Raw genomic sequence first — 22,013 nt, forward strand, 5'->3', positions numbered from 1 at the left:
CCGGCACGCCCTCGTGGTCGGCCACCCGCGCGGCGCACTCCAGCCCCCCGCCCCACCGGCGGGCCGCGGCGCCCCCCCCCCACGCCCGCATCTCCAGGGCGTCCCGCGCCAGGTCCTCGACCGAGGGCCCGGCGTCGGCCGCCGCGATGCCCATGGCCAGGTCGAGACCCGCGGAGCGCCGCCAGTCCTGGACGAGTGTGCGCCCGCCGTGACTGACCCGGACGAGCCGCGCCTGCTGGAGCCGTTTGACGGCTTCGCGGACGGCGTGCCGGTTCACACCGAACTCGGCCGCCAGCTCCCGTTCGGCCATGAGCGCCGAGCCGGGCGCCTGTTCCCCGTCGAGGATCCTGTCGCGCAGGACCGCGAAGAGCTGGTCGGAGACCGCTTCACGCCGGATGCTGTGCCGTGTCATGGCGAGCAGCGTGGACCGGCCGCGGCCACTGGTCAACTGGTTGGACCAGCTTTTCCGGCGCGCCGGGCGGTTGACCGAAACCCAACCGGGCCGGGTGATTTCGGCGGGCCGTGCGGGAAGAGCACGCCCTGGGTCGCGTCGCGGGCGTGACCGCGCGGACACGACCCGGGACCAGTCCCGTGCTGCCGACCGAACGGAGATCAGGCGATGGCCACCATGCCAGGCACAGCCCCGTCGCTCACCGCGGAGCCCAGCAGTCTGCGGTTACCGGGGATCGTCCTCGGCGTGGGGCTGGGAGGGTTCCTCGACGGCATCCTGCTGCACCAGCTCCTGCGGTGGCACCACATGCTCACCAGCACCAACCACGACCGCATCGGGGTGAAGTACTACGACCCGCACACGGTTTCGGGCCTGCAGATGAACACGCTGTGGGACGGCATCTTCCACGCGGTGTGCTGGGTCGCCGTGCTCGTGGGCCTGGCCGCGCTGTACTCGCGGATCACGCACAACCGGCGGGCGGTGTGGACCTCACGGGTCCTGTGGGGCTGGATCCTCTTCGGCTGGGGCCTGTTCAACCTGGTCGAGGGCGTCCTGGACCACCAGGTCCTGGGGATCCACCACGTCCACGGAGGGCCCCACCAGGCGTGGTGGGACGCCGGCTTCCTCGTGCTGGGCGGCCTTCTCATGCTCGCCGGCCACCTTGTCCAGCGTGGCGGAACGCCTCTCGACCCCGAGGCACCGCGCGGCGCCGGGCGAGCCGGAGACCACGCCTGATGGACGGCATGCACCACCACGACGGTGGCGGCGGCGCGTCCGCCGTGGTACCGGCCGCGCTGATCCTGACGGTCCTGCTCGCCGCCGCCGGCTGCTATCTGCTCGCCGCGCACCGCGCACGGCGCCGCAACCCCGCGCGGAGCTGGAACGGTTGGCGGTCGGCATCGTTCCTGGGCGGGCTGTGCCTGCTCGCTCTCGCCCTTCTTCCGCCCCTGTCGTCCGCCGCGCACTCCGACTTCCGCGGGCACATGGCCCAGCACATGCTCATCGGGATGTACGCGCCGACGGCACTGGTGCTGGCCGCGCCGGTGACCCTCCTGCTGCGAGCGCTGCCGGCCGCCCGGGCCCGCACGCTCTCGGCGCTGCTCCACAGCACCCCGGCCCGGATACTGGCGCATCCGGCGGTGGCGCTCGCCCTGAGCACCGGCAGCCTCGGCTTGCTCTACTTCACGCCGTTGTACAACGCCGCCATGGGCCACCCCCTGGGGCACTGGCTCATGCAGGCGCACTTCCTGGCGTCGGGCTGCCTGTTCGCCCACGTCATCGCCGGCCCCGACCCCGCGCCGTACCGCCCCGGAGTCCGGACCCGCCTGGTGTACCTGGGCGTCGCCATCGCCGCGCACGCCCTGATCGCCCAGGCCGTGTACGGCGGGTTCTTCGTCGACATCCGTGCCCCCGTCGAACAGGTACGGCAGGGCGCGGAGATCATGTACTACGGCGGGGACATCGCCGAACTCGTGCTGGCCGGAGCGCTCATGGCGACCTGGCGGCCCGAGCGCCGCGCCAGGACCGCCCCGCGGCCGGAACGTCCTGGAGCGGCCGCGACGGCAGGACACTGAATCCCGGCCGGGTTTGACCCTCGACCTGGTCGAGGGCTCAGGGTTCCGGGTGTGGAGAGCGAGATGCGCAGTATCGGGGAGATGGCCCGCGCCAGCGGCCTGGGCGTGAGCGCCCTGCGGTTCTACGACCGGGCGGGCGTGCTCGTCCCGGTCCGGGTGGACCCGGTGAGCGGGTACCGCTGGTACGGCGAGGAGCAGTTGGATGAGGCCCGCGTGCTGGCGCGCCTGCGCCGGGCCGGCATGCCGCTGGCGGACATCCGTCTGGTGCTGGCCGCCTGGTCCGGTGCCGACACCGGCCTGGTCCGCACGCTGCTGATGGCCCATCTGCGCCGGCTGGAGGCGGGACTGACCGATGCCCGCGGCGAGTTCTCCACACTCCGAGCCCTACTCGACCAGAGGGAGAACCACATGACCCCGCTCCACACCGCCCCCGTGCACCTGTCCGTTCCGGCACCGGCACTGGCGGCGGCCCTGGACGCGGTGCGCTTCGCGGTCGGCACCGACCCCGAACTGCCCGTGCTCGGCGGCATCCTGTTCGACATCGACGGCGACGGACTGCACACCGTGGCCACCGACCGCTACCGGATGGCCGTCGCCCGGACAGCGGTCACCGGGCACGGCGGCCCGCGCGTCCAGGCCGTCGTGCCCACCCCGCTCGCCGACGCCATGCGCGCGCTGCTGAGCGGCGAGGAGCCCGTCCGGCTGGAACTGGACGGCGACCGGGTGACCCTGGAGGCCGGCGACCGCCAGGTGGCCGGACACCGTCTCGACCACGAGTTCCCCGACTACCGCCGCCTGGTCCACCTGCCGGCGGGCAGCCGCGCCCAGGTCGACGCGCCCGCCCTCCGCAAGGCGGTCGAGACGGGCCCGGTCCACCAACAGGACGGCTCCGGAGCCGAGTTGAGCGTGCTCGAGTTGACGGACGACGGCACGGTGACCGTCCGCGAGGACGCCGAGGCCGGCCAGGACCGCATCGCCGTCAACCGCGAGTACCTCCTCCAGGCCCTGAACGCCGGGGCCCGCGATCGCCTCGTCCTGGAGTCCACGTCCCCGACGGCCCCCCTCGCGATCCGCCGCCCCGACGACGAGCACACCTTCTCGCTGCTGATGCCGGTGCGCCTGGAGGACTGACGCGAGGGCGGCAACGGCCCCGGAGGGGCGGGGACGAGACCGCCGTCGTCCCCCGGGGTACGGTGACCTCCGCTACGAGCGGGGAGGAAGCCGGTGCATCGGCCGCGAGAGCTGTCACGCCGACGGGGTCGGTGCGAGCGTCCACGCGCAGACGTTCGTCCGCGCGGGAAGGCCGTGATCCGTCGTGCCGGCTGACGGCCGCGGGAGGACCGCCGGTTGGGCGAAGGCGCTGGCCGCCGTCGTCCTGCTGGGCCTTCTCCCCCTGGTCATCCTGGCGATGATCTCCTTTCGCGGGTCCGGCGCGTTCCCCTGGTGAGGTCGGCGGGCGCGCGCAACGCACCCGCCGCCGGACGTGTCCGTGAGGCAGTGCCCGGGGCCCCGTTCCGGCACCGGGCTCAGGTCCGCAGCCACACCGCCGTGTCCCGCGGCAGCCGGCCCGCGCCGTCGAGCGGACCGCTGGCGAGCAGCAGCTCGTCGTGCGGCGGGAGTCCGGCCGGTCGCCCGGAGAGGTTGACGACGCAGACCAGTCCGTGCTCCCGGGCGAAGGCCAGGACGCCGCCACCGGCCGGCAGCCAGGTGAGGGGTCCGTCCCCGAAGCCGGGCACGGACCGGCGCAGGAGCAGGGCAGCTCGGTACAGCGCGAGCATCGAGTCCGGGTCGGCCGCCTGCCGGTCGACGGCGTAGCGGTCCCAGCCCTCGGGCTGCGGGAGCCAGGGTTCGGCGCCCGTACCGAAACCGCACCAGGGGGCTCCGGCCTCCCAGGGCAGCGGGATGCGGCAGCCGTCCCGTCCCGGGTCGGTGCCTCCCGAGCGGAAGTGCATCGGGTCCTGGATGCTCGTCCGCGGGACCTCGGCCTCGGGCAGCCCCAACTCCTCCCCCTGGTACACGTAGACGGAACCGGGCAGGGCCAGGGTCAGCAGGGCGGCGGCTCGGGCCCGCCGGGTGCCCAGCCCCAGGTCGGTCGGGGTGCCGAAGGCCTTCGCGGCGAAGTCGAAGGAGGTGTCGGCGCGCCCGTAGCGGGTGACGGTACGCGTGACGTCGTGGTTGCACAGCACCCAGGTGGCGGGGGCTCCGACGGGGGCGTGCTCGGCGAGGGTGTCGTCGATGGCGCTGCGCAGCCGGTCCGGTTCCCAGGGGCAGGCGAGGAAGTTGAAGTTGAAGGCGGTGTGGAGTTCGTCGGGGCGGAGATAGCGGGCGAAGCGCTCGGCGTCCGGCAGCCAGACCTCGCCGACGAACACCGCCCCGTACTCGTCGGCGATCGACCGCCAGGAACGGTAGACGTCGTGCAGCTCGTCCTGGTCGATGTACGGGTGCGGGTCCACGCCCTCCTCGAAGTCGGCGAGCGCGGGGTCCTTGACGAGCAGGGCCGCGGAGTCGATGCGCATGCCGGCGACGCCGCGTTCGAACCAGAACCGCAGGATGTCCTCGTGTTCCCGGCGGACCGCGGGGTGGGCCCAGTTGAGGTCGGGCTGCTCCGGGGTGAAGAGGTGCAGGTACCACTCACCGTCGGGCACCCGGGTCCAGGTGGGTCCGGAGAACTGTGATGGCCAGTCGTTGGGCGGCTGGTCGCCGCTCTCACCGCGCCCGGGACGGAAGTGGAACAGCTCCCGCTCGGGGCTGCCGGGTCCGGCCTCCAGCGCGGCGCGGAACCAGGGGTGCTGGTCGGAGACGTGGTTGGGGACGATGTCGACGATGACGCGGATGCCCAGTTCGGCGGCCTCCGCTATGAGTTTCTCGGCCTCGGCGAGGGTGCCGAACGCCGGGTCGATGGTGCGGTAGTCGCAGACGTCGTAGCCGCCGTCCACCAGCGGGGAGGCGTACCAGGGGGTGAACCAGACGGCGGCGACGCCCAGTTGTGCGAGGTGGGGCAGTCTCGCCCGGACTCCCGCGAGGTCCCCGGTGCCGTCGCCGTCGCCGTCGGCGAAGCTGCGCGGGTACACCTGGTAAATGACGGCGTCGCGCCACCAGTCGTCGGTGCGGGGCGAGTGAGGGGCTGCCAACTGACGTTCCTTTCGGGCAGGGTGGATCTCCGCCGCCGGCCCGGATGCTGCGGGGCGTCGGACGGGCCGGCGGCGAAGGCTGGAGGGGAAGGGACGGCCGGGGATGGGCGCGCGGTGCGGTCAGCCCTTGAGGCCGCCGGCGGTCAGGCCGCTCATGATGTTCCGCTGGAAGACCAGGAAGATCAGCAGTGTCGGCAGCGAGGCGATGGTCAGGGCGGCGATCAGGATGTTCACGGGGACCCCGGTGGAGAGCGAGTAGATCCCCACGTTGAGGGTCTGCTTCGACGGGTCGGGCAGGGTGAGCATCGGCCAGAGGAAGTCCTTCCAGACGCCGACGATCGCGAAGATCGACACCACGCCGAGGATCGGCCGCGAGACCGGCAGCACGATCGACCACAGGATCCGCGTCGGGGAGGCGCCGTCCATGGCGGCCGCGTCGAGGAGTTCCTTGGGGATGGAGTCGAAGAACCGCTTCAGCAGGAAGACGTTGAAGGCGTTGGTGACGGAGGGGAGCCAGATCGCCCACGGCGTGTTCAGCAGGTTCCGGTGCACGACCGGCACGTCGAGGACGGTCAGGTACTGGGGTACGACCAGCACGGTGGCCGGGATCATGAGCGTGGCCAGCATCATGCCGAGGATCGCCTTGCCGAGGACCGGGCGGAGCCTGGACAGCGAGTAGGCGGCGGCCACGTCCAGGACGAGCTGGCAGGCCAGTGCGCCGAACGCGTAGAACGTGGTGTTGAGCAGCAGCCGGGAGAGGTCCATGACGTCCCAGGCGCGGGTGTAGTTGCCCGGGGTGAAGGACCTCGGCACCAGGGTCGGCGGGGTCCGGATCACCTCCTGCGCGTCCTTCACGCCGCTGGAGGCCAGCCAGTACAGCGGCCCGAGGAACACCACGGCGAAGGCCGCGACGACCACGGCGAATACTGTCCAGTACAGGAACTTCCCGCGTGGTCTGGCGAGTTGGGCCGGTGAGATGAGTGTGCGTGTCGACATGCCGGTCTCCCCCGTCTACTCGTCGCCGGCGCGGCTGAGCCGCACGTACGCCGCCGAGAAGCCGGCGAGGAGTACGAGCAGGAGCAGGCCGAGCGCCGCCGCGGCACCGTAGTTGTTGAAGTTGAAGGCGTACTGGTAGATCAGGTAGACGACCGTGGTGGTCGACCCCTCGGGTCCGGCGCCGCCGGTGAGCAGGAACGGCTCGACGAAGACCTGCATCGTCGCGATGACCTGCATCAGCAGCATCAGCGACAGGATCAGCCGGGTCTGCGGGATCGTGACGTGCCAGATCTTGCGCAGCAGACCGGCGCCGTCGAGTTCGGCCGCCTCGTACAGCTCGCCGGGAATGCCCTGGAGCGCGGCGAGGTAGATCAGGGTCGCGCCGCCCATGTTCATCCAGGTCGAGGCGATGACGACGGACAGCATCGACAGGCCGGGGTCCTGCAGCCACTGCTGCTCGGGCAGGTGCAGAAAGCCCAGCAGCTCGTTCAGCAGGCCGTATCCGGGGTCGTAGAGGTACTTGAAGAGCAGCACGGAGGCGACCGGCGGGAGCATCACGGGCAGGTAGACGAGGAGCCGGAGGAAGCCCTGGCCGTGCCGGAACTCGTTGATGACGATCGCGGTGACGAAGGGCACCGCGAAACCGAGGAGCAGTGCCAGCGCCGTGAACAGCAGGGTGTTGCGCCAGGCCTGCCAGAAGGCGGGGTCGTGGTAGACGGTTTCGAGGTTGTCCAGGCCGACCCAGGTGGTCCCGCCGTGGCCGGTCTTCTGGAACGCGAGGCCGAACTCCCTGATCATCGGGTACCAGGAGAACACCGCGAAGCAGATCACCGCGCCGATCAGGAAGCCGTGGGCGGTGAGGTTGCGCCGCAGGCTCCGGGCGAACCGGCCGCGGGGTGGTGGCGGGCCCGCCGTGCGCGGAAGCGCCGGGCGGGCGGGGTCCGCCGTGCTCGGGGTCAGACTGGGGGCCGCCATCGTCGCTCCTTGGTGCTCGGCTGCCGGGTTGCTGGGGCGCACGGGCCGCGAGGCCGGAGGACCGCGGCGCGGACACGGTGTTCCCGGCGGGGCCGGCCCGTGGGCCCGCCTCCGCCGGGGACCGGTCACTGGTTGGCGAGAACCTGGTTCACCTGGGACTCGGCGGTGGAGAGCAGCTTGTCGACATCGGCGTCCTTGTTGGTGAGGATGCCGGACATCACGTTGTCGAGGACCTTGTAGATCTCCTGCGCCTTGGGCGGTTCGGCCTTGCCGGGCACCGGGTTGTCCATGAACGTCCTGAAGTTGGCGACCGGCATGGTGGCGTTCGCCAGCCGTGCGGCGTCGTCCTTCTTCTTCGACACCCCCAGCCAGAAGTTGGGCTGCGGGACGCCGACCGGGAGCTTGTCGGCCTTGGTGCGGGCCCACTCGAACTGGCCCTTGCCGACGGTGAGGTTCTTGAAGTTCAGCCAGGCGACCGCGGCCTTGATCTTGTCGCCCGAGATACCGCTCTTGATCATGTAGTTGTTGCCGCCGGCCAGGGTGTTCCTCTCGCCCGGGATCGGGCCCATGCCGAAGTTCTCGTACTCGGCGCCGAGTTGCTGGACCATGTACGCGATGTCGTCGGGGGCGGCGAGGAACATGCCGAGCTTGTCGCTCGCTATCTGCTTCTGCAGGTCACCCCACTTGAGCAGCTGGGTCTTGCCCATGCTGTCGTCGTCCCAGCGCATGGCCCGCAGGTTGCGCGCCACCTGCCGTCCGACGTCGTTGTTGAACGCGGCCTTCTTGCCGCTCGCGTCCACGATGTCACCGCCGAGGCTGTACACCTGGGCGGTGAAGTGCCAGCCGCCGGTGTTGGCCGCGCTGTAGTCGCCGTAGCCGGCGATGCCATTGCCGAGAGCGGCGATCTTCCTGGCCGCGGCGCGGACCTCGTCCCAGGTGCGCGGCGGTGAGTCGGGGTTCAGGCCGGCCCGCTTGAAGAGCTTGCGGTTGATGAGCAGGCCCATGGTGTAGTTGCTGGTGGGCAGGCCGTAGAGCTTGCCGTCCTGCTTGAGCGAGCCGAGGACGTTCGGGTCGATGTCCTTCAGCAGCGGGACCGTCCGGTCGTTGACGTAGGCCGTGATGTCGGCGGCGCCGTCGTTGTCGAGCACCTGCGGCAGGTCGGTGAAGTACGTGTAGAAGACGTCGGGCTGGGACTTGGCCTTCAGCATCGCGGTGAAGCGGGGCGGCTCCAGGCACTGGCCGGGGGTGGAGCGGCCCTCGATGGTGACGTTCGGGTACTTCTGGTTGAACTCCGCGACGTCCTGCTTCCACTCCCTGAGTTCGGCCGCCTTGGCCGCGGGGGGCATGCAGTCGATGGTGATCGTCACCTTGGCCTCGGGGTCCAGTGGGGCGGCCGGGTCGGAGGAGCCGCCTCCTTCGGAACCACCGGCGCCGTTGTTGCTCGCGCTGGTGCCGCAGGCGGCGAGCGCGGTCAGGGTGAGCGCGGAGACGAGGGCGACCGCGCCGGAGCGGCGGGTACGGCGGAACCGGGCACTTCTCATGGGTGGTCCCCTTCGGGCATGAACGGTGAGGTCGCCCCACCGTCGGTGCGACTCGGTGCGTTGTGGGGCGCCGCACACTCAACCACCATCAACAAGAGGCCGCAAGATGTCGCGCTAATTTCGTAATTGTTTGACAGACGCCGTATCTACGTCGCACGCCCGGAGTCGGCGCCGCAGCCCTAACTACCGCCTGCCGAAGGCAAAGCAGCCTGCGGCCCGCCTCGAAAGGAACCCGAGGCGGGCCGCGGCACCCTCGCCACGAGGGCAGGAATCACACGCAAGTCTGCTGCAAAGTGCCGCAAACAGCTTGCGGCGATCTCAGGGGTTGATGTTGATCTTGAAGGTGGACGTGGTGTTGCGCACGTCCACCGCGTTGCCGCTCATCCGCAGCCCGTTGAACGTCACCTCGCCCACGGCGGGGCCCTGCCCCGCCTCGGGCATCTCGTTGGCCCACAGGCCGAAGCCCGACTTGGCGTCGTAGGCGTCCCCGCTCCTGCGGGCGCCGGTGACGGAGACGTCGGTGAAGACGGTGTCCTTGATGGGGTACTGCGGCTGTCCGCCGGAGTAGTTGGTCTGGAACATCACCCCGCTGTAGGTGGGATCGACGATGTCGACGTGGTTGACCCGGATGCCCTGGAACACCTTCGACGCGGAGAAGACCCAGATGCCCGGGAAGGTCTGCGCACCCCAGAAGTGGCCGCCGGCCCGCTCGATCGTCACGTTCTCGAAGGTCGTCGGGTCGGTCCCGAAGCCGTTCATCGGGTAGCCGAAGTCCAGGGAGGAGATGGTCATTCCGGAGTACACCAGCGTGTCCGCGATGCGGATGTTGCGGAAGGTGTTGTTGTAGCCGCCGTAGACGGCCACGCCCGCGGCGCGCCAGGTCAGGGTGCTGGTCAGGTTCTCGAAGACGTTGTTCTTCTCGTCAGCGCCGCCCGCGTCGATCGCCGAGAACAGCGCGAAGCTGTCGTCGCCGGTGGCGCGCGCGTCGTTGTTGGTCACGAGGTTGTCGGTGGATCCGTTGGTCATGTTGATGCCGTCGGCGAACATGTCGCGGATCCGGGAGTTCCTGATGGTGATCCGGTCGGTGTCGGCCCCCCAGTACAGGCAGACCATGTGCTCGTTCCAGATGTCGTCGATGACGATGTCCGAGACACTGGAGAAGTCGAACACCTTGCCCGGGCCGTCTATGCGCGAGGTGTAGTTCCCGAAGTAGGCGAAGCCCTTGAAGAGCGAGCCCTTGGCCGTCGCGTCGGCCCGGAAGCCGATGTCGGTGTTCTCCTGCGCCGCCGGCGCGTGGAACGTCGTGTACCAGGGTCCGGCGCCGACGACCCGTACGGCCTTGCCGTACACCTGGAACTTGTTCGACGTCTCGTAGTCGCCGGGCGGCAGGTAGACGCCGACGAGCTTGCCGGTGGTGTCCATGCGCACCTTGTCCAGGGCGTCCTGCACAGCCTGGTGGGTGAATCCGCCGGGCACGGCGTACGCGGCGGGGTCGGGGTTGGCGACCGGCGCGACCTGCTCCAGGTTGACGAAGTCGATCGCGTACGTGGAGGTGTTCGCGGCGTCCTTCTGCAGCCGGACGGTGCTGCCCTTCGGCACGGTCTCGCCGAGGAGGATGTGCGCCTCGTCGTAGATGTGCCGCGGGGCCCCCGAGCCCGGGGAGTTGCCGGGCGCGGTCTCCGCCCCGTACAGCCAGGCGTACTTCGACGTCAGGGGCAGCGCCTTCTTGAACACGCCGTCGACGTAGACGTCGATCGTCGTGTCGATGCCGCTGCCGCCCGGTGCGTCGGGGACGGAGAAGCGGGTCACCAGGGTGTTGGTCGAGGCACGGGTGGTGAACTCGACGTACTCCCCCGTCGCGTCCAGGGTGACGGCCTTGCGGCCGGAGGCCTCGCCCGCGACGTCGCCCACGGTGCGGTTGGGCCCGACCACCTTGGCGCCGCCGCCGACGGTGCCGTCCTCCGCCTCGTACATGTCGTACGGCATGTTCGCGCCGCGGCCGACGAACAGCGGCCGGGTGGAGGTGTTGTTGCCGCGCTTGACCGGCACCTCGTTGACGTCGTCGGCGACGACGGTCTTCACGGTGTACGAGCCGTTGGCGGCGGTCCACGGGCCCAGCCGCACGTCCTGTGCGGAGCCCGCGGCCAAGGTGCCGTCGTAGGAACCGGTCAGGGTCTTGACCGTGTCGCCCTTGGAGCCGGTCAGGGTGACGGTGACGCCGTGGGCGCCCGCGGCGCTGGCCCGGGTGCCCTGGTTCTTCAGGGTCACCTTGAAGGTGACGTCGTCGCCCGCCGTCGGGCTGGACGGCGAGGTGGTCACCGAGGAGGCGACGAGGTCGGAGGTGTCGACGGGCTTGACCACCAGCGGGGCCGGGCTGGTGTAGGTGTTGTTGGACTCGTTCTGCTCGATGACCGCGTCACCGTCGTCGGCGACCGCGCCGAGCTGATAGGTCCCCGCGTCGCGCTGCCCGAGGGAGGCGGTGACGGTGGTCCTCTCACCGGCCGCGAGGGCACCGACCTGGGCGGTGGCGGCCTTGGTCCCGCCGAGGGTCACGGCGACCTTGCTCGCGGGGGCGGCGGCAGGTCCGCTGTTGCGCACGGTGGCCGAGACGGCGACGGTGTCCGACTCGACCGGCGCGGCGGGCGACACGGTCAGGCCGGTGACCTCCAGGTCGGGATTGGGCGCCGGGACCCCGATCACCTGGAACTCGGCGAGCTGGCCGCCGGTGGCACCCGAGTTGGCCGTGAACCGCAGCCGGACGTCGGCCACCCGGGCGGAGACCGGGACGGTGACCGCGTTGCCGTCGGCCGGATCGAAGGTGTAACTCCTCGCCGCGACCAGGGAGGTGAAGTCCGTGGCGCTCTGCTCCCGGCCCAGCACCTCGATCGTCTGCGTCCGCTTGGCCCAGACCGAGTCCGGGTTCAGCTTCAGGACGAGTCGGTCCACGTCGGCGTTGGCCCCCAGCTTGACGGTGAGCGTGTTCGGGTAACTGCCGGCGGCGCCCTCCCAATAGGTCGTCGTGCTGTTGTCGACGGCGTTCGCGGCGGCGTAGGGGTCCACCGCGGAGGAGGCGGTGACGGGCTTGCCGACGGCGAGGTCGGAACCGGTGCCGCCGCTGCCGTTGCGGGTCACGCTGTTGCTGGGTGCGGACCGGTTGCCGGCCGCGTCCCGGGCGCGTACGTAGTAGGTCACCGTGCGCGTCGCGGGCTGGGTGTCGGTGAAGGTGGTGACGTCACCGGCGACGCTGTCGCGCAGGGTGTTGTCGGCGTAGACGTCGTACCCGGTGACCTTGGTGTCGTCCGAGGAGGCGGTCCAGGTGAGCTCGATCTTCCCGTCCGCGGGCTCGGTGTACGCCAGGTTCGACGGGGCGGTCGGGGCCTGGGTGTCTCCCTTGTCGCCGGTGCGGGTGACGGTGTTGCTGTTGCCCGACTGGTTGCCGGCCGCGTCCCGGGCCCGCACATAGTAGGAGACGGTCTCGCCGGCCGGCCGGATGTCGGTGTAGGTGGTGACGTCACCGGCGACGCCGGCCAGCAGCGAGCCGCCCGCGTAGATGTCGTAGCCCGTCACGCCGACGTCGTCGGTGGCCGCGTTCCAGCTCAGCCGGACCTGTCCGGTCGTGGGCTCGGTGTACGCCAGTCCCGCCGGGGCGCTGGGGGCCTGGGTGTCCCCGGTCTCCGGGCCGTACACCTCCAGTTCGGCTATCTGGGCGCCGGGCTGGACGGAGTTCGCCGTGACGAGCACCCGGACGTAGCGGGTGGTGGTGGCGTCGAGGGCGACGGTCGCCGAGTTGCCCGTCGCCGGGTCGAAGGAGTAGGCCCGGGAGGCGGTCAGATCGGTGAAGTCGGTGCCGTTGGCGCTGCCCTGGATCTTCAGCGTCTGGCTGCGCTTCTCCCAGCTCCCGGGCAGCCGCAGCACCACGCGGTCGACGCGGACGGAGGAGCCGAGGTCGGCGCGCAGCCACTGCGGGAAGGCGTTGTCGGCGCTCTCCCAGTAGGTGGCCCGGTTGCCGTCGCCCGCGTTCTCGGCGATGTAGGTCTGGGTGTGGCTGCCGGCGGTGAAGGTCCGGCCGGCGGCCAGGTTCACCGACGACTCACCGGCGGCGTGCACCTCCAGCTCGGAGAGCTGGGCCGCCGGCCAGCCGGTGTTCTCCGTGACGTCGATCCGTACGAACCGGGTCCGGGCCGCCGGGAACGCGACCGTGACGGTGTTGCCGGAGCCCGGGCTGAAGGTGTACGAGGCGGAGGTCTTCAGCGTGCTGAAGCTCGTGCCGTCGGCGCTGCCCTGGACGGAGAGGGTCTCGGCCCGGCTCTCCCACCCGGCGGGCAGCTTGAGGACGACCTCGTCCACGTTCCCGGCCGTGCCCAGGTCGGTCTGCACCCACTGGGGGAAGTCCGAGCCGGCGCTCTGCCAGTAGGTGCCCTGGTCGCCGTCGGTGATGTTCCCGGCGGCGTACTCGCTGTGGGCGCTGCTCGCGGACGCCTTGTCCCCGAGCGCGATGTTCGGTCCTCCGGCGGCGTGGGCGGTCATCACCGGACCGACCAGTGCCAGGAGGCTGGTCACGATCACGGCACTCAGGCACCGCGATCCCCTTCTGCGGATTCTCATCAGTCCCTCGAAAGTCCCTCGAATCTCGGCCTCACGAATGAAGCGCATGGATGTCTCTTCTTTGCGTTGAACGCTCAGAGAGTTCCAGAGGACTGTTGGGTCGTCTACGCTGTCGACGCGAAAACTTGTGGATCAGGGCATACGAAAACACCGGCACCGGGACCGCGGGGGCGGTGTCCCGGTGCCGGCCGGAGTGGGAGGGGAGGGGATCAGCCCGCGGGCGGGGGCGCGGTGGAGCCGCGCAGCACCAGTTCGGGCTCGAAGAGCAGCTCACCGGGGTGCGAACGGGTGCCCTGGAGCTGGGCGCACAGCAGCTCGACGGCCGCCCGGCCCATCGCCTCGATGGGCTGACGGACCGTCGACAGCGGCGGCTCGGTGCAGTTCATGAACGCGGAGTCGTCGTACCCGACGACCGAGACGTCCCCGGGGACGGCGAGTCCGCGCCTGCGCACGGCCCTGATGGCGCCGAGCGCCAGCGGGTCGCTCGCGCACACGATGCCGGTCACCCCGCGCTCCAGGAGCCGGGCGGCCGCGGCTTGCCCGCCCTCCAGCGAGAACATCGACCGCGCGACGAACTCGTCCGGCAGTTCCTCGCCCGTGCGGCGGGCCACCAGCCGGGCGGCCTCCAGCTTGCGGCGCGAGGGGACGTGGTCGCTCGGGCCGAGCACCAGCCCGATCCGCTCGTGCCCCAGCGAGGCGAGGTGACGCCAGGCCTGCTCCACGGCGACGGCGTCGTCGCAGGCGACACAGGGAAAGTCGAGGCCCGCGATGGAGGCGTTGACGAGGACCACCGGGATGTCCCGCTCGGCGAGCTGCCGGTAGTGGTCGTGCGGGGCGTCGGCCTGCGCGAACAGACCGCCGGCGAAGACCACGCCGGACACCTGCTGCTGGAGCAGGAGGTCCACGTAGTCGGCCTCGGAGACGCCGCCCTTGGTCTGCGTGCAGAGCACCGGGGTCAGCCCCTGCTGGGCCAGCGCGGCGCCGATGACCTCGGCGAACGCGGGGAAGATCGGGTTCTGCAGCTCCGGCAGGACGAGTCCGACGAGCCGGGCCCGCTCGCCGCGCAACTGGGTGGGCCGCTCGTAGCCGAGGACGTCGAGAGCGGTGAGCACGGACTGGCGGGTCGACTCCGAGACACCGGGCTTGCCATTGAGGACACGACTGACCGTCGCCTCGCTGACCCCCACTTTCTTAGCCACCTGAGCAAGTCGTCGCGTCATGTACGCAAGCCTAGCGCAATTTCCGCAAATGAATTGCGGAGATGGCCGTCCGTTCCGGACGCGACGACGTGAGCCTGGGCTCCGCGGCGCCCGGCGCGCGTCATCGGGCGGGCGTGGCGAGGACGGTGCGGCAGTCGAGCCAGGCGTCGGCGCTCAGCAGCGGCCGGAGCCGGGTGAAAAGCGCGAGCAGATCGGCGCCCCACCGGTCACGGAAGGCGGGGTCGAGGCGGGCGAGGTCGAGTTCGTTCGCGGCCGACAGTTCGGCGAAGTCCCGGCGCGCCCGCGGCCCGGGCACGTGGAGCTCGCCGGTGAAGCGGTCGTGGAAGGGGGCCTCGGGCCGCCCGAGGGCCGGATAGGTGGCCGCGCGGTCACAGGCGGCGTAGAGGTGGACGATCGACTCGGCCTCGTCGCCGATCACCGCCGTGAGTTCCGCCCGGCGGGTCACCGGGAGCAGGGCGCCGGGAAAGCCGTCGGTGCCGTAGAACGCGTGGCAGAGTCCGGCCAGCCGGAGCGCCGGACGGGCCTGCCACAGCGCGAGCCGGTCCTGTACCCGGCACAGGTGCGCGAGGAGGGTGCCGCCGGGGTGCGCCATGGTCTCCGCGCCGCACTCACGGAGCAGGGCCAGGGCCCGGTCGGCGGCGCCGGCCGGGGTGCCGGTGTTCGGTTCCATTCCTTCTTCCGTCCCTTCACTTCAACGGGCCGAGCCCGGGTGGAACTTGGGGAGCCGGACGGTGATCTTCGTGCCGGCGCCGACGCCGGTCTCGATGACGAGGCCGTGGCCGTCGCCGTAGACCTGGCGCAGCCGCATGTCCACGTTGCTCAGGCCGATGCCCGCGGACGGGTCGCCCCGGCCGCGCAGCAGGTCGCGCAGGCGCTGCGGGTCCATGCCGACGCCGTCGTCCTCGATGACGACCCGGGCCTCGGTGCCCTCGTCCTCGGCGGTGATGGTGATCCGGCCGCGGTCGACGGACTCCTCGAGACCGTGTTTGAGCGCGTTCTCCACGAGCGGCTGCAGACAGAGGAACGGCAGGGTGACGGGCAGTACCTCGGGGGCGATCCGCAGAGTCACCTCCAGCCGTCTGCCGAAGCGGGCGCGGGCGAGTTCGAGGTACTGCTCGATCGAGCGCAGTTCCTCGGCGAGCGTGGTGAAGTCGCCGCCCCGGCGGAACGAGTAGCGCGTGAAGTCCGCGAACTCCAGCAGCAGTTCCCGGGCCCGCTCGGGATCGGTGCGGACGAACGAGGCGATGGAGGCGAGCGAGTTGTAGACGAAGTGCGGGGAGATCTGGGCGCGCAGGGCGCGGATCTCGGCCTCGATCACACTGGACCGCGCCCGGTCCAGGTCGACGAGTTCGAGTTGTACGGAGACCCAGCGGGCCACTTCCTCGGCGGCCCGCACGACGACTGCGGACTCCTGGCCGGCGAAGGCGGCCAGGGCGCCGGCGGCCCGGCCGTCGACCGTCAGCGGGACCATCACCCCCCAGCGGACGGGGCAGCCGGCGTCCGGGCAGGTCAGCGGGAACGTCCGGGTGCGCGCGGCGTGGGCGAGGTGGGCCGCTGCCGCGGCCCGATGGTGGTCGCCGGCACCGTCCCAGGCGAGCACGGACTCCTCGTCGGCGAGGGCGAGGGCGACCGTGCCGAGCAGCGGCCGCAGCCGGCGGGCCGCCTTGCGTGCGGTGTCCGGGGTGAGACCTGCGCGCAGGGGCGGTGCGGCGAGCGAGGCGGTGTGCAGGGTGTGGAAGGTGGCCCGCTCCACGGGGGTGCCGACGTCGGCCGGGTTCTCCTGCTGCCTGCGGGCCCCGGCATGGCCGAGGGCGGCGCCCAGGGCGAACAGCCCGAGAGCGGCCACGGCGAGGACGACGGTGCCGAGCGCGGTCACGGACGCCGCCCCCGGGTCCGCTGCGGACCGGAGCCCGGGGCGGTGGCCGGGCCGCTCGGGGGCTCGGGCAGATGGAGCCGGGCCATCGTGGCGGCCGCGTTCGCCGGGACGCGGTGCCGGGTGGCCAGGGAGATCAGCACCATGGCCGCGAATCCCACGGGGACCGACCAGACGGCCGGCCAGGCCAGCAGCGTGTGCAGCGGTCCGGATCTCGCTCCGCCGGCGATGGTCACGGTCACCGCGGTGAGCGCGGACCCGCCGCCGAGGAGCAGTCCGGCGACCGCGCCGGGCGGGGTGAGGCCGCGCCACCAGATGCCGAGGAGCAGCAGCGGGCAGAACGAGGAGGCGGACACGGCGAAGGCGAGGCCGACCGCGTCGGCCACGGGGAGGTCGGTGACGACGGCGCTTGCGGCGGTGGGCACCGCGACGGCGGGCAGGGTCGCGAGCCGGAAGTGCCGGATGCCGAGGGTCGGCAGCACGTCCTGGGCGAGCACCCCGGCGACGGACATGGTGAGTCCCGAGACGGTGGACAGGAAGGCCGCGCAGGCGCCGCCCGCGACCAGGGCGCCGAGCAGGTCGCCGCCGAGCCCGCCGATCAGCCGCTGCGGCAGGACGAGTACCGCCGCGTCGGTGTCGCCGGTCAGCAGCAGGTCGGGCGCGTAGAGCCGGCCGAGCACGCCGTAGAGCGGGATGAGCAGGTAGAAGGCGCCGAGCAGGCCGAGGACGACGACGGTGGTGCGGCGGGCGGCGCGGCCGTCGGGGTTGGTGTAGAAGCGGACGACGACGTGCGGCAGTCCCATGGTGCCGAGGAAGGTGGCGAGGATCAGCCCGTAGGTGGCGTACAGGCCGTGCTGTTCACGGCCGTCCGACAGGGGCTGCGCCCCGCCGGAGGGGGCCGTGCCGGGCCCGCCGTCGTCGGGCAGCGGCACGGGGGCGCCGGGCGGGAAGCTCAGGGCGGTGCCGGGGCCGACGTGGTGGGTGCCGGTGCCGAGGGTGAGCGGGCCGCCGTCGAGGGGGCGCCCGTCGACGGTTCCGGTGCCGGTGACACGCACCGGTTCGTGGACGGTGAGGGTCAGCGGCCGGTCGGTGGTGACCCGGGTGGAGCGCTGGAAGACGGGCCGCTCGTCCCAGGCGGGGGCCGGGACCCGGTCGGCCCGCCAGGCGATGAGCAGGAACACGGCGGGCACCAGCAGCGCGGTGAGTTTCAGCCAGTACTGGAAGGCCTGGACGAAGGTGATGCTGCGCATGCCGCCCGCGGCCACCGCCACGGTGACGACGGCGGCCACGACCAGGCCGCCGAACCAGCCGGGGGCGCCGGTGAGCAGCCGCAGGATGAGCCCGGCGCCGCGCAGTTGGGGCAGCAGGTAGAGCCAGCCGACGCCGACGACGAGCACGCTCGCGATCCGCCGCACGGCGCGGGACTCCAGGCGTGCCTCGGCGAAGTCCGGCAGGGTGTAGGCGCCGGAGCGGCGCAGCGGGGCGGCGACGAAGGCGAGCAGCACCAGGAAGCCGGCGGTGTAGCCGATGGGGAACCAGAGCATGTCTGCGCCCTGGGCGAGGACGAGCCCGGCGACGCCGAGGAAGGAGGCGGCGGACAGGTACTCGCCGCTGACGGCGAAGGCGTTGAGTCGCGGCGGGACGCTGCGCGAGGCGACGTAGAAGTCGGAGGTGGTGCGCGAGACGCGCAGGCCCAGCGCGCCGACGAGCACCGTGGCGAGGACCACGGCCGACACTCCGGCGATTCCGTACGTCTGGTTCAACGCCCGGTCACGTCACCCTCGTTGCGCTCGGCACGGCGGACGTACCAGGCTCCCGTGCACAGCAGGACCGGATACGGTGCCACGCCCAGCAGCAGCCAGACGGCGAGCGGGACGTCGTGCCCGGCGCCGCCGGCCGAGAGGACCCGCAGGACCACGGGGAGCAGCCCCAGCGAGAGGGCGAGCAGGACCGTCGCGGTGAGGGCGGCACGGAGCTGCCGGCGCATCAGGACGCGTACGGGGGCGTCGTCGTCCGGGGCGGCGGGGCGGCCGCCGGCCGGGAGCGTGGCGCGGGGCGGGGGAAGGCCGGCGCGGTCGGTGCGGGGCCGTCCGGTGACCACCTCTCTGCGAGGGACGGATCCGGCACCCATCACGCACTCCCCGACGCCGCGGTGATCACCTTGTTGCGGCGAGTGTACGCAGCGCCGGGGCGGTCAGGTAGGCACCGGACGAGGATCGCCGCGGGGCCGCCACGCCCGCTTCGCGGGCGCCCCGGGCACCGGCTGCCGTCACCGTCGTCCGCGTATCGCGCCCTGGGCCCGCGCGGCGAGCAGGTCCCGCAGTTCGCGGGCGTTGCGGCGGCTCACGGCGAGGATCCGGTCGCCGATCCGGACGGTCAGGTTGCCGCCGTCCAGGCGGAGTTCCTCGATGCGGCCGAGGGCCACCAGGCGGCTGCGGTGGATGCGGACGAACCCGCGTGAGCGCCACTGCTCCTCCAGGGTGGTGAGCGGGACGCGCACCAGGTGGCTGCCGTGCGGGGTGTGCAGGCGAGCGTAGTCGCCCTGTGCCTCGACGTAGGTGATGTCGGCGACGGGGACGAACCGGGTCACCCCGCCGAGTTCGACGGGGACCTGGTCGCCGGGGGCGCCGGCCGGGGCGGGGCGGGGGGCGCCCGCCGGGAGCCGGGGCGGCCGGGGTCCCTGCCCGGCCCGGGTCAGTTCGGCGACGCGTCGGACGGCTTCCGCGAAGCGCTCCTTGCGCAGCGGCTTGAGCAGGTAGTCGACGGCCTTGAGGTCGAACGCCCGGAGCGCGAAGTCCTCGTGGGCGGTGACGAAGACGATCAGCGGCGGGTCCGGTCGGCCGCCGAGCAGACCGGCCAGGTCCAGGCCGCTCAGACCGGGCATGTTGATGTCGAGGAAGACGACGTCGAAGGCGTCCGGGCCGTCGGGTCCGGCCGCCGCGGCCCGCTCCAGCAGGCGCACCGCCCCGGCGGCGTCGAGGGCGGATGCGACGCTGCCGATCCGCTCGTCCTCGCCCAGGAGGTACAGCAGTTCCTCGAGCGCGGGCTCCTCGTCGTCCACCGCGAGGGCGCGCAGCGGTTCCTGCCCTGTGCCGGCTCGTGGCCCGGGCCGCCCGGCCGCGCTCATGTCCCGCATCTCCTCGTCCCCTGCCCTGTCGTCCCGTGCCGTTTCGCGCACCCCGGCTCCCGTCGAGGGCATCCTGGCCCCCCGGGACCGTGGCCGTCGAGAAGCCTGCGGGGGCGTGTGCCGTTCAGTCCGGCAGCCGCATGCGCACCCTCTCCCCCGGCCCGACCCGGACCACCCGGTCCTGCAGGCGGAAGTCGATGGGCGGGCGGCCGGAGGCGGACGGCACGACGGCCTCCAGGAGGCCCGCGCGCAGGCGCAGGCTGACCCCCCAGTGGCCCTGGTAGCGCAGGGAGAAGCCGTAGGAGGAGAGTTCCGGCAGCGGTACCGGGTCGAGCCAGAGGGCGCCGTCGCGGGTCTCCAGACCGGTGAGGCAGCGCTGCACGAGGTCGAGGGTGCCGGCCATGGCGCCCAGGTGGATGCCCTCGCCGGTGGTGCCGCCCTGGACGTCGGCGATGTCGCCGCGCAGCGCCTCCTGCACGAACCCCCAGGCGTCGGCGCGGCGGGCGCGGGCCAGGATCCAGCCGTGCACGAGGCCGCTGAGGGTGGAGCCGTGGGAGGTGCGGTGCAGATAGTGGTCGACCGTCGCCGACCAGATGTCCTCGTCCAGGCGGTGTCCCAACCGCCGGAACAAGGACTGGAGTTCGGTGGGCGAGAACAGGTAGCCCAGCATCAGCACGTCGGCCTGCTTGGACGCCTTGTAGCGGTTGACGGTGTCGCCCTCCGCCTCCAGGATCCGGTCGAGGCGCCGGATGTCGCCGTACCGGTCCCGGTAGGCCTGCCAGTCCAGCTCGACGAGGTCGCCGTAGCCCTCGAACTGGCTGATCACGCCGTCGTGGTAGGGCACGTGGAGGGTGCGGGAGACCTCCTCCCAGCGGGCGAGTTCGTCCTGTTCCAGGCCGATGCTCTCGGCGAGTTCGAGGCGGCGCGGCTCGGGCAGATCGCGCAGCAGGCCCAGCGCGCGCAGCAGCACCCAGGCCGCGGTGACGTTGGTGTACGCGTTGTCGTCCAGGCCGGGTTCGGGGGCGTCGGGGTAGGCGTCGTGGTACTCGTCGGGGCCGACCACGCCCAGGATGCGGTGCCGGCCGAGGTGTTCGTCGTAGGTGGCCGAGTCGGCCCAGAAGCGGGCGATCTGCAGCAGCATCTCGGCGCCCTCGGTGTGCAGGAAGTCGGTGTCGCCGGTGGCCTCGCAGTACTGCCACACGTTGTACGCGACCGCCGAGCCGACGTGCCGCTGCAGCCGGGAGTGGTCCGGCAGCCAGCGCCCGGAGCGCGGGTTGAGGTGCAGTTCCTGGGTCTCCTCCCGGCCGTCGCTGCCGCTCTGCCACGGGTACAGGGCGCCGCGCCGGCCGGCCTCGTGGGCCGCGTGGACGGCCGCGTCCAGACGGCGGTGGCGGTAGTGGAGCAACGCCCGGGACACCTCGGGCAGGTGGAGGTTGAGGTACGGCAGCACGAACAGCTCGTCCCAGAAGACGTGCCCCCGGTACGCCTCACCGTGCAGTCCGCGGGCGGGGACGCCGACGTCGAGGTCGGCGGTGTGCGGGGAGAGGCACTGCAGCACATGGAAGAGGTGCAGCCGCAGGATGCTGCCCGGCTCGCCCGGGACGTCGAGTTCGGCGCGCCGCCACAACTGCTCCCAGGCCGTGGCGTGCGAGGCGAGCAGCTCGTCGAAGGGGGGCGCGGTCTCGGCCCGGTCGACGGCGGCCCACAGCGGGTCGCTGATGGCGGGGTCGTGGGAGGTGTGCAGGGCGACGCACTTGTCGACGGTGACCGTGCGGCCGGGCGCCAGGGCGAGACGCAGGCGCCGCGCGGCCCGCAGCGGCTCGTGCGCGTCGGTCGCCGGGGCGTCGGCGGTCAGCCGGCAGGCGAGCCCTACGGCGATGTCCGAGGTACGGGTGCGGCAGCGCAGCCACATCGCGCCGGACTCGGCGCTGCCCGCCTCGACCTGGGTGAGGTGGTGGCCGTCGAGCTCGCGGTAGCGGGCCACCCCGGAGTTGGTGACACCGCCGTCGAGCGCTGCCTCGACGTCGAGTTCGCCGGTCCAGTCCTCGGCGGTGATGTCCGTGCGCAGGGCGGCGAGGTGCGGGTCGGCCATGTGGACCAGGCGGAGCTGCCGCACGAGGAGCGTGCCGCCGCCGTCGAGCCGGTAGCGGGTGCGGCGCTCCAGCACGCCCGGGTCCAGGTGGAGGATCTGCCGGTGCTCGGCGACCGGGGTGGTGTCGGGGCCGAGCCAGTCGTGTCCGTCCGGGCGGACGCGCAGCGGCAGCCAGTCGGGGAGGTTGACCATGTCCTCGTTGTCCACCCGGCGGCCGGCGACGTCGGAGGTGAGCCGGTTGTAGATGCCGGCCGCGTAGGTGCCGGGGTAGTGGACGGCGTCCGCGGCGCACTCGGGCAGCGCGCCCCGGGTGGCGAAGTAGCCGTTGCCCAGGGTGCACAGGGACTCCCGCAGGCGTTCCTCCGCGGGGTCGTAGCCGTCGTACTCCCACAGCAGGCCCGGCACCTGGGCGGTTCCCCTTCCCCTGT

At 72.1% G+C, this 22,013-nt stretch carries 16 protein-coding genes; 3 read left to right on the top strand and 13 right to left on the bottom strand.

The window, feature by feature from the left end:
• Positions 1-412 (bottom strand): winged helix-turn-helix domain-containing protein (locus tag ABZ478_RS28275; protein WP_359553556.1); only part of this gene is annotated, 412 nt, incomplete at its 3' end.
• A 207-nt stretch (positions 413-619) separates the two neighbouring features.
• Between ABZ478_RS28275 and ABZ478_RS28280 the strand changes: the two genes are divergently transcribed.
• The 3 genes from ABZ478_RS28280 (at position 620) to ABZ478_RS28290 (ending at position 3,156) form a co-directional block, all read left to right on the top strand.
• A complete protein-coding gene (locus ABZ478_RS28280; protein WP_359553558.1) occupies positions 620-1,186 on the top strand; it encodes a DUF2243 domain-containing protein in 567 nt (188 codons plus the stop codon).
• Positions 1,186-2,025: a cytochrome c oxidase assembly protein gene (locus ABZ478_RS28285; RefSeq protein ID WP_359553559.1), complete on the top strand. Its 840-nt coding sequence runs from the start codon at positions 1,186-1,188 to the stop codon at positions 2,023-2,025. Before ABZ478_RS28280 ends, ABZ478_RS28285 begins: the two co-directional genes overlap by 1 nt.
• Positions 2,026-2,088: 63 nt before the next feature.
• On the top strand, positions 2,089-3,156 hold the full coding sequence (locus tag ABZ478_RS28290; protein WP_359553561.1) for a MerR family transcriptional regulator: 1,068 nt from the start codon (positions 2,089-2,091) through the stop codon (positions 3,154-3,156).
• Between the two features lie 395 nt (positions 3,157-3,551).
• Here the strand turns inward: ABZ478_RS28290 and ABZ478_RS28295 are convergent, their stop codons facing one another.
• The 12 genes from ABZ478_RS28295 to ABZ478_RS28350 form a co-directional block, all read right to left on the bottom strand.
• On the bottom strand, positions 3,552-5,156 hold the full coding sequence (locus ABZ478_RS28295; protein WP_359553563.1) for an alpha-amylase family glycosyl hydrolase: 1,605 nt from the start codon (positions 5,154-5,156) through the stop codon (positions 3,552-3,554).
• Positions 5,157-5,276: 120 nt separating this feature from the next.
• Positions 5,277-6,152: a carbohydrate ABC transporter permease gene (locus ABZ478_RS28300; protein ID WP_359553565.1), complete on the bottom strand. Its 876-nt coding sequence runs from the start codon at positions 6,150-6,152 to the stop codon at positions 5,277-5,279.
• Between the two features lie 15 nt (positions 6,153-6,167).
• Positions 6,168-7,127, bottom strand: a complete 960-nt coding sequence (locus ABZ478_RS28305) for a sugar ABC transporter permease (protein WP_359553567.1) — start codon at positions 7,125-7,127, stop codon at positions 6,168-6,170.
• 125 nt (positions 7,128-7,252) lie between these two features.
• Positions 7,253-8,668 (bottom strand): extracellular solute-binding protein, encoded by a 1,416-nt coding sequence (locus ABZ478_RS28310; RefSeq protein ID WP_359553569.1) that lies wholly within the window; start codon positions 8,666-8,668, stop codon positions 7,253-7,255.
• A 318-nt stretch (positions 8,669-8,986) separates the two neighbouring features.
• Positions 8,987-13,273 (bottom strand): discoidin domain-containing protein, encoded by a 4,287-nt coding sequence (locus ABZ478_RS28315; RefSeq protein ID WP_359553571.1) that lies wholly within the window; start codon positions 13,271-13,273, stop codon positions 8,987-8,989.
• A gap of 209 nt (positions 13,274-13,482) precedes the next feature.
• Positions 13,483-14,493: a LacI family DNA-binding transcriptional regulator gene (locus ABZ478_RS28320; protein WP_359553573.1), complete on the bottom strand. Its 1,011-nt coding sequence runs from the start codon at positions 14,491-14,493 to the stop codon at positions 13,483-13,485.
• A 100-nt stretch (positions 14,494-14,593) separates the two neighbouring features.
• Entirely contained in the window at positions 14,594-15,163 is a 570-nt protein-coding gene (locus ABZ478_RS28325) for a DUF6817 domain-containing protein (protein ID WP_359553575.1), read from the bottom strand.
• 21 nt (positions 15,164-15,184) lie between these two features.
• Complete coding sequence (locus tag ABZ478_RS28330) at positions 15,185-16,315, bottom strand: histidine kinase (RefSeq protein ID WP_359553713.1); 1,131 nt, start codon at positions 16,313-16,315, stop codon at positions 15,185-15,187.
• A gap of 50 nt (positions 16,316-16,365) precedes the next feature.
• Positions 16,366-18,129: a cation acetate symporter gene (locus tag ABZ478_RS28335; protein WP_359553577.1), complete on the bottom strand. Its 1,764-nt coding sequence runs from the start codon at positions 18,127-18,129 to the stop codon at positions 16,366-16,368.
• Complete coding sequence (locus ABZ478_RS28340; RefSeq protein ID WP_359553578.1) at positions 18,126-18,497, bottom strand: hypothetical protein; 372 nt, start codon at positions 18,495-18,497, stop codon at positions 18,126-18,128. Before ABZ478_RS28340 ends, ABZ478_RS28335 begins: the two co-directional genes overlap by 4 nt.
• Before the next feature lie 138 nt (positions 18,498-18,635).
• A complete protein-coding gene (locus tag ABZ478_RS28345; RefSeq protein ID WP_359553715.1) occupies positions 18,636-19,493 on the bottom strand; it encodes a LytTR family DNA-binding domain-containing protein in 858 nt (285 codons plus the stop codon).
• Between the two features lie 124 nt (positions 19,494-19,617).
• Positions 19,618-21,990, bottom strand: a complete 2,373-nt coding sequence (locus tag ABZ478_RS28350; protein ID WP_359553717.1) for a glycosyl hydrolase family 65 protein — start codon at positions 21,988-21,990, stop codon at positions 19,618-19,620.
• Between the last annotated feature and the right edge of the window lie 23 nt (positions 21,991-22,013).

This window comes from Streptomyces sp. NPDC005706, from assembly GCF_040631045.1.
In the GTDB taxonomy this organism is placed as follows: Bacteria; Actinomycetota; Actinomycetes; order Streptomycetales; family Streptomycetaceae; genus Streptomyces.

Coding starts and splice junctions, on each gene's coding strand:
- ABZ478_RS28280 (WP_359553558.1), top strand. CDS start 620: ATGGCCACCATGCCAGGCACAGCCCCGTCGCTCACCGCGGAGCCCAGC.
- ABZ478_RS28285 (WP_359553559.1), top strand. CDS start 1,186: ATGGACGGCATGCACCACCACGACGGTGGCGGCGGCGCGTCCGCCGTG.
- ABZ478_RS28290 (WP_359553561.1), top strand. CDS start 2,089: ATGCGCAGTATCGGGGAGATGGCCCGCGCCAGCGGCCTGGGCGTGAGC.
- ABZ478_RS28300 (WP_359553565.1), bottom strand. CDS start 6,152: ATGTCGACACGCACACTCATCTCACCGGCCCAACTCGCCAGACCACGC.
- ABZ478_RS28305 (WP_359553567.1), bottom strand. CDS start 7,127: ATGGCGGCCCCCAGTCTGACCCCGAGCACGGCGGACCCCGCCCGCCCG.
- ABZ478_RS28310 (WP_359553569.1), bottom strand. CDS start 8,668: ATGAGAAGTGCCCGGTTCCGCCGTACCCGCCGCTCCGGCGCGGTCGCC.
- ABZ478_RS28315 (WP_359553571.1), bottom strand. CDS start 13,273: ATGAGAATCCGCAGAAGGGGATCGCGGTGCCTGAGTGCCGTGATCGTG.
- ABZ478_RS28320 (WP_359553573.1), bottom strand. CDS start 14,493: ATGACGCGACGACTTGCTCAGGTGGCTAAGAAAGTGGGGGTCAGCGAG.
- ABZ478_RS28325 (WP_359553575.1), bottom strand. CDS start 15,163: ATGGAACCGAACACCGGCACCCCGGCCGGCGCCGCCGACCGGGCCCTG.
- ABZ478_RS28340 (WP_359553578.1), bottom strand. CDS start 18,497: ATGGGTGCCGGATCCGTCCCTCGCAGAGAGGTGGTCACCGGACGGCCC.
- ABZ478_RS28345 (WP_359553715.1), bottom strand. CDS start 19,493: ATGAGCGCGGCCGGGCGGCCCGGGCCACGAGCCGGCACAGGGCAGGAA.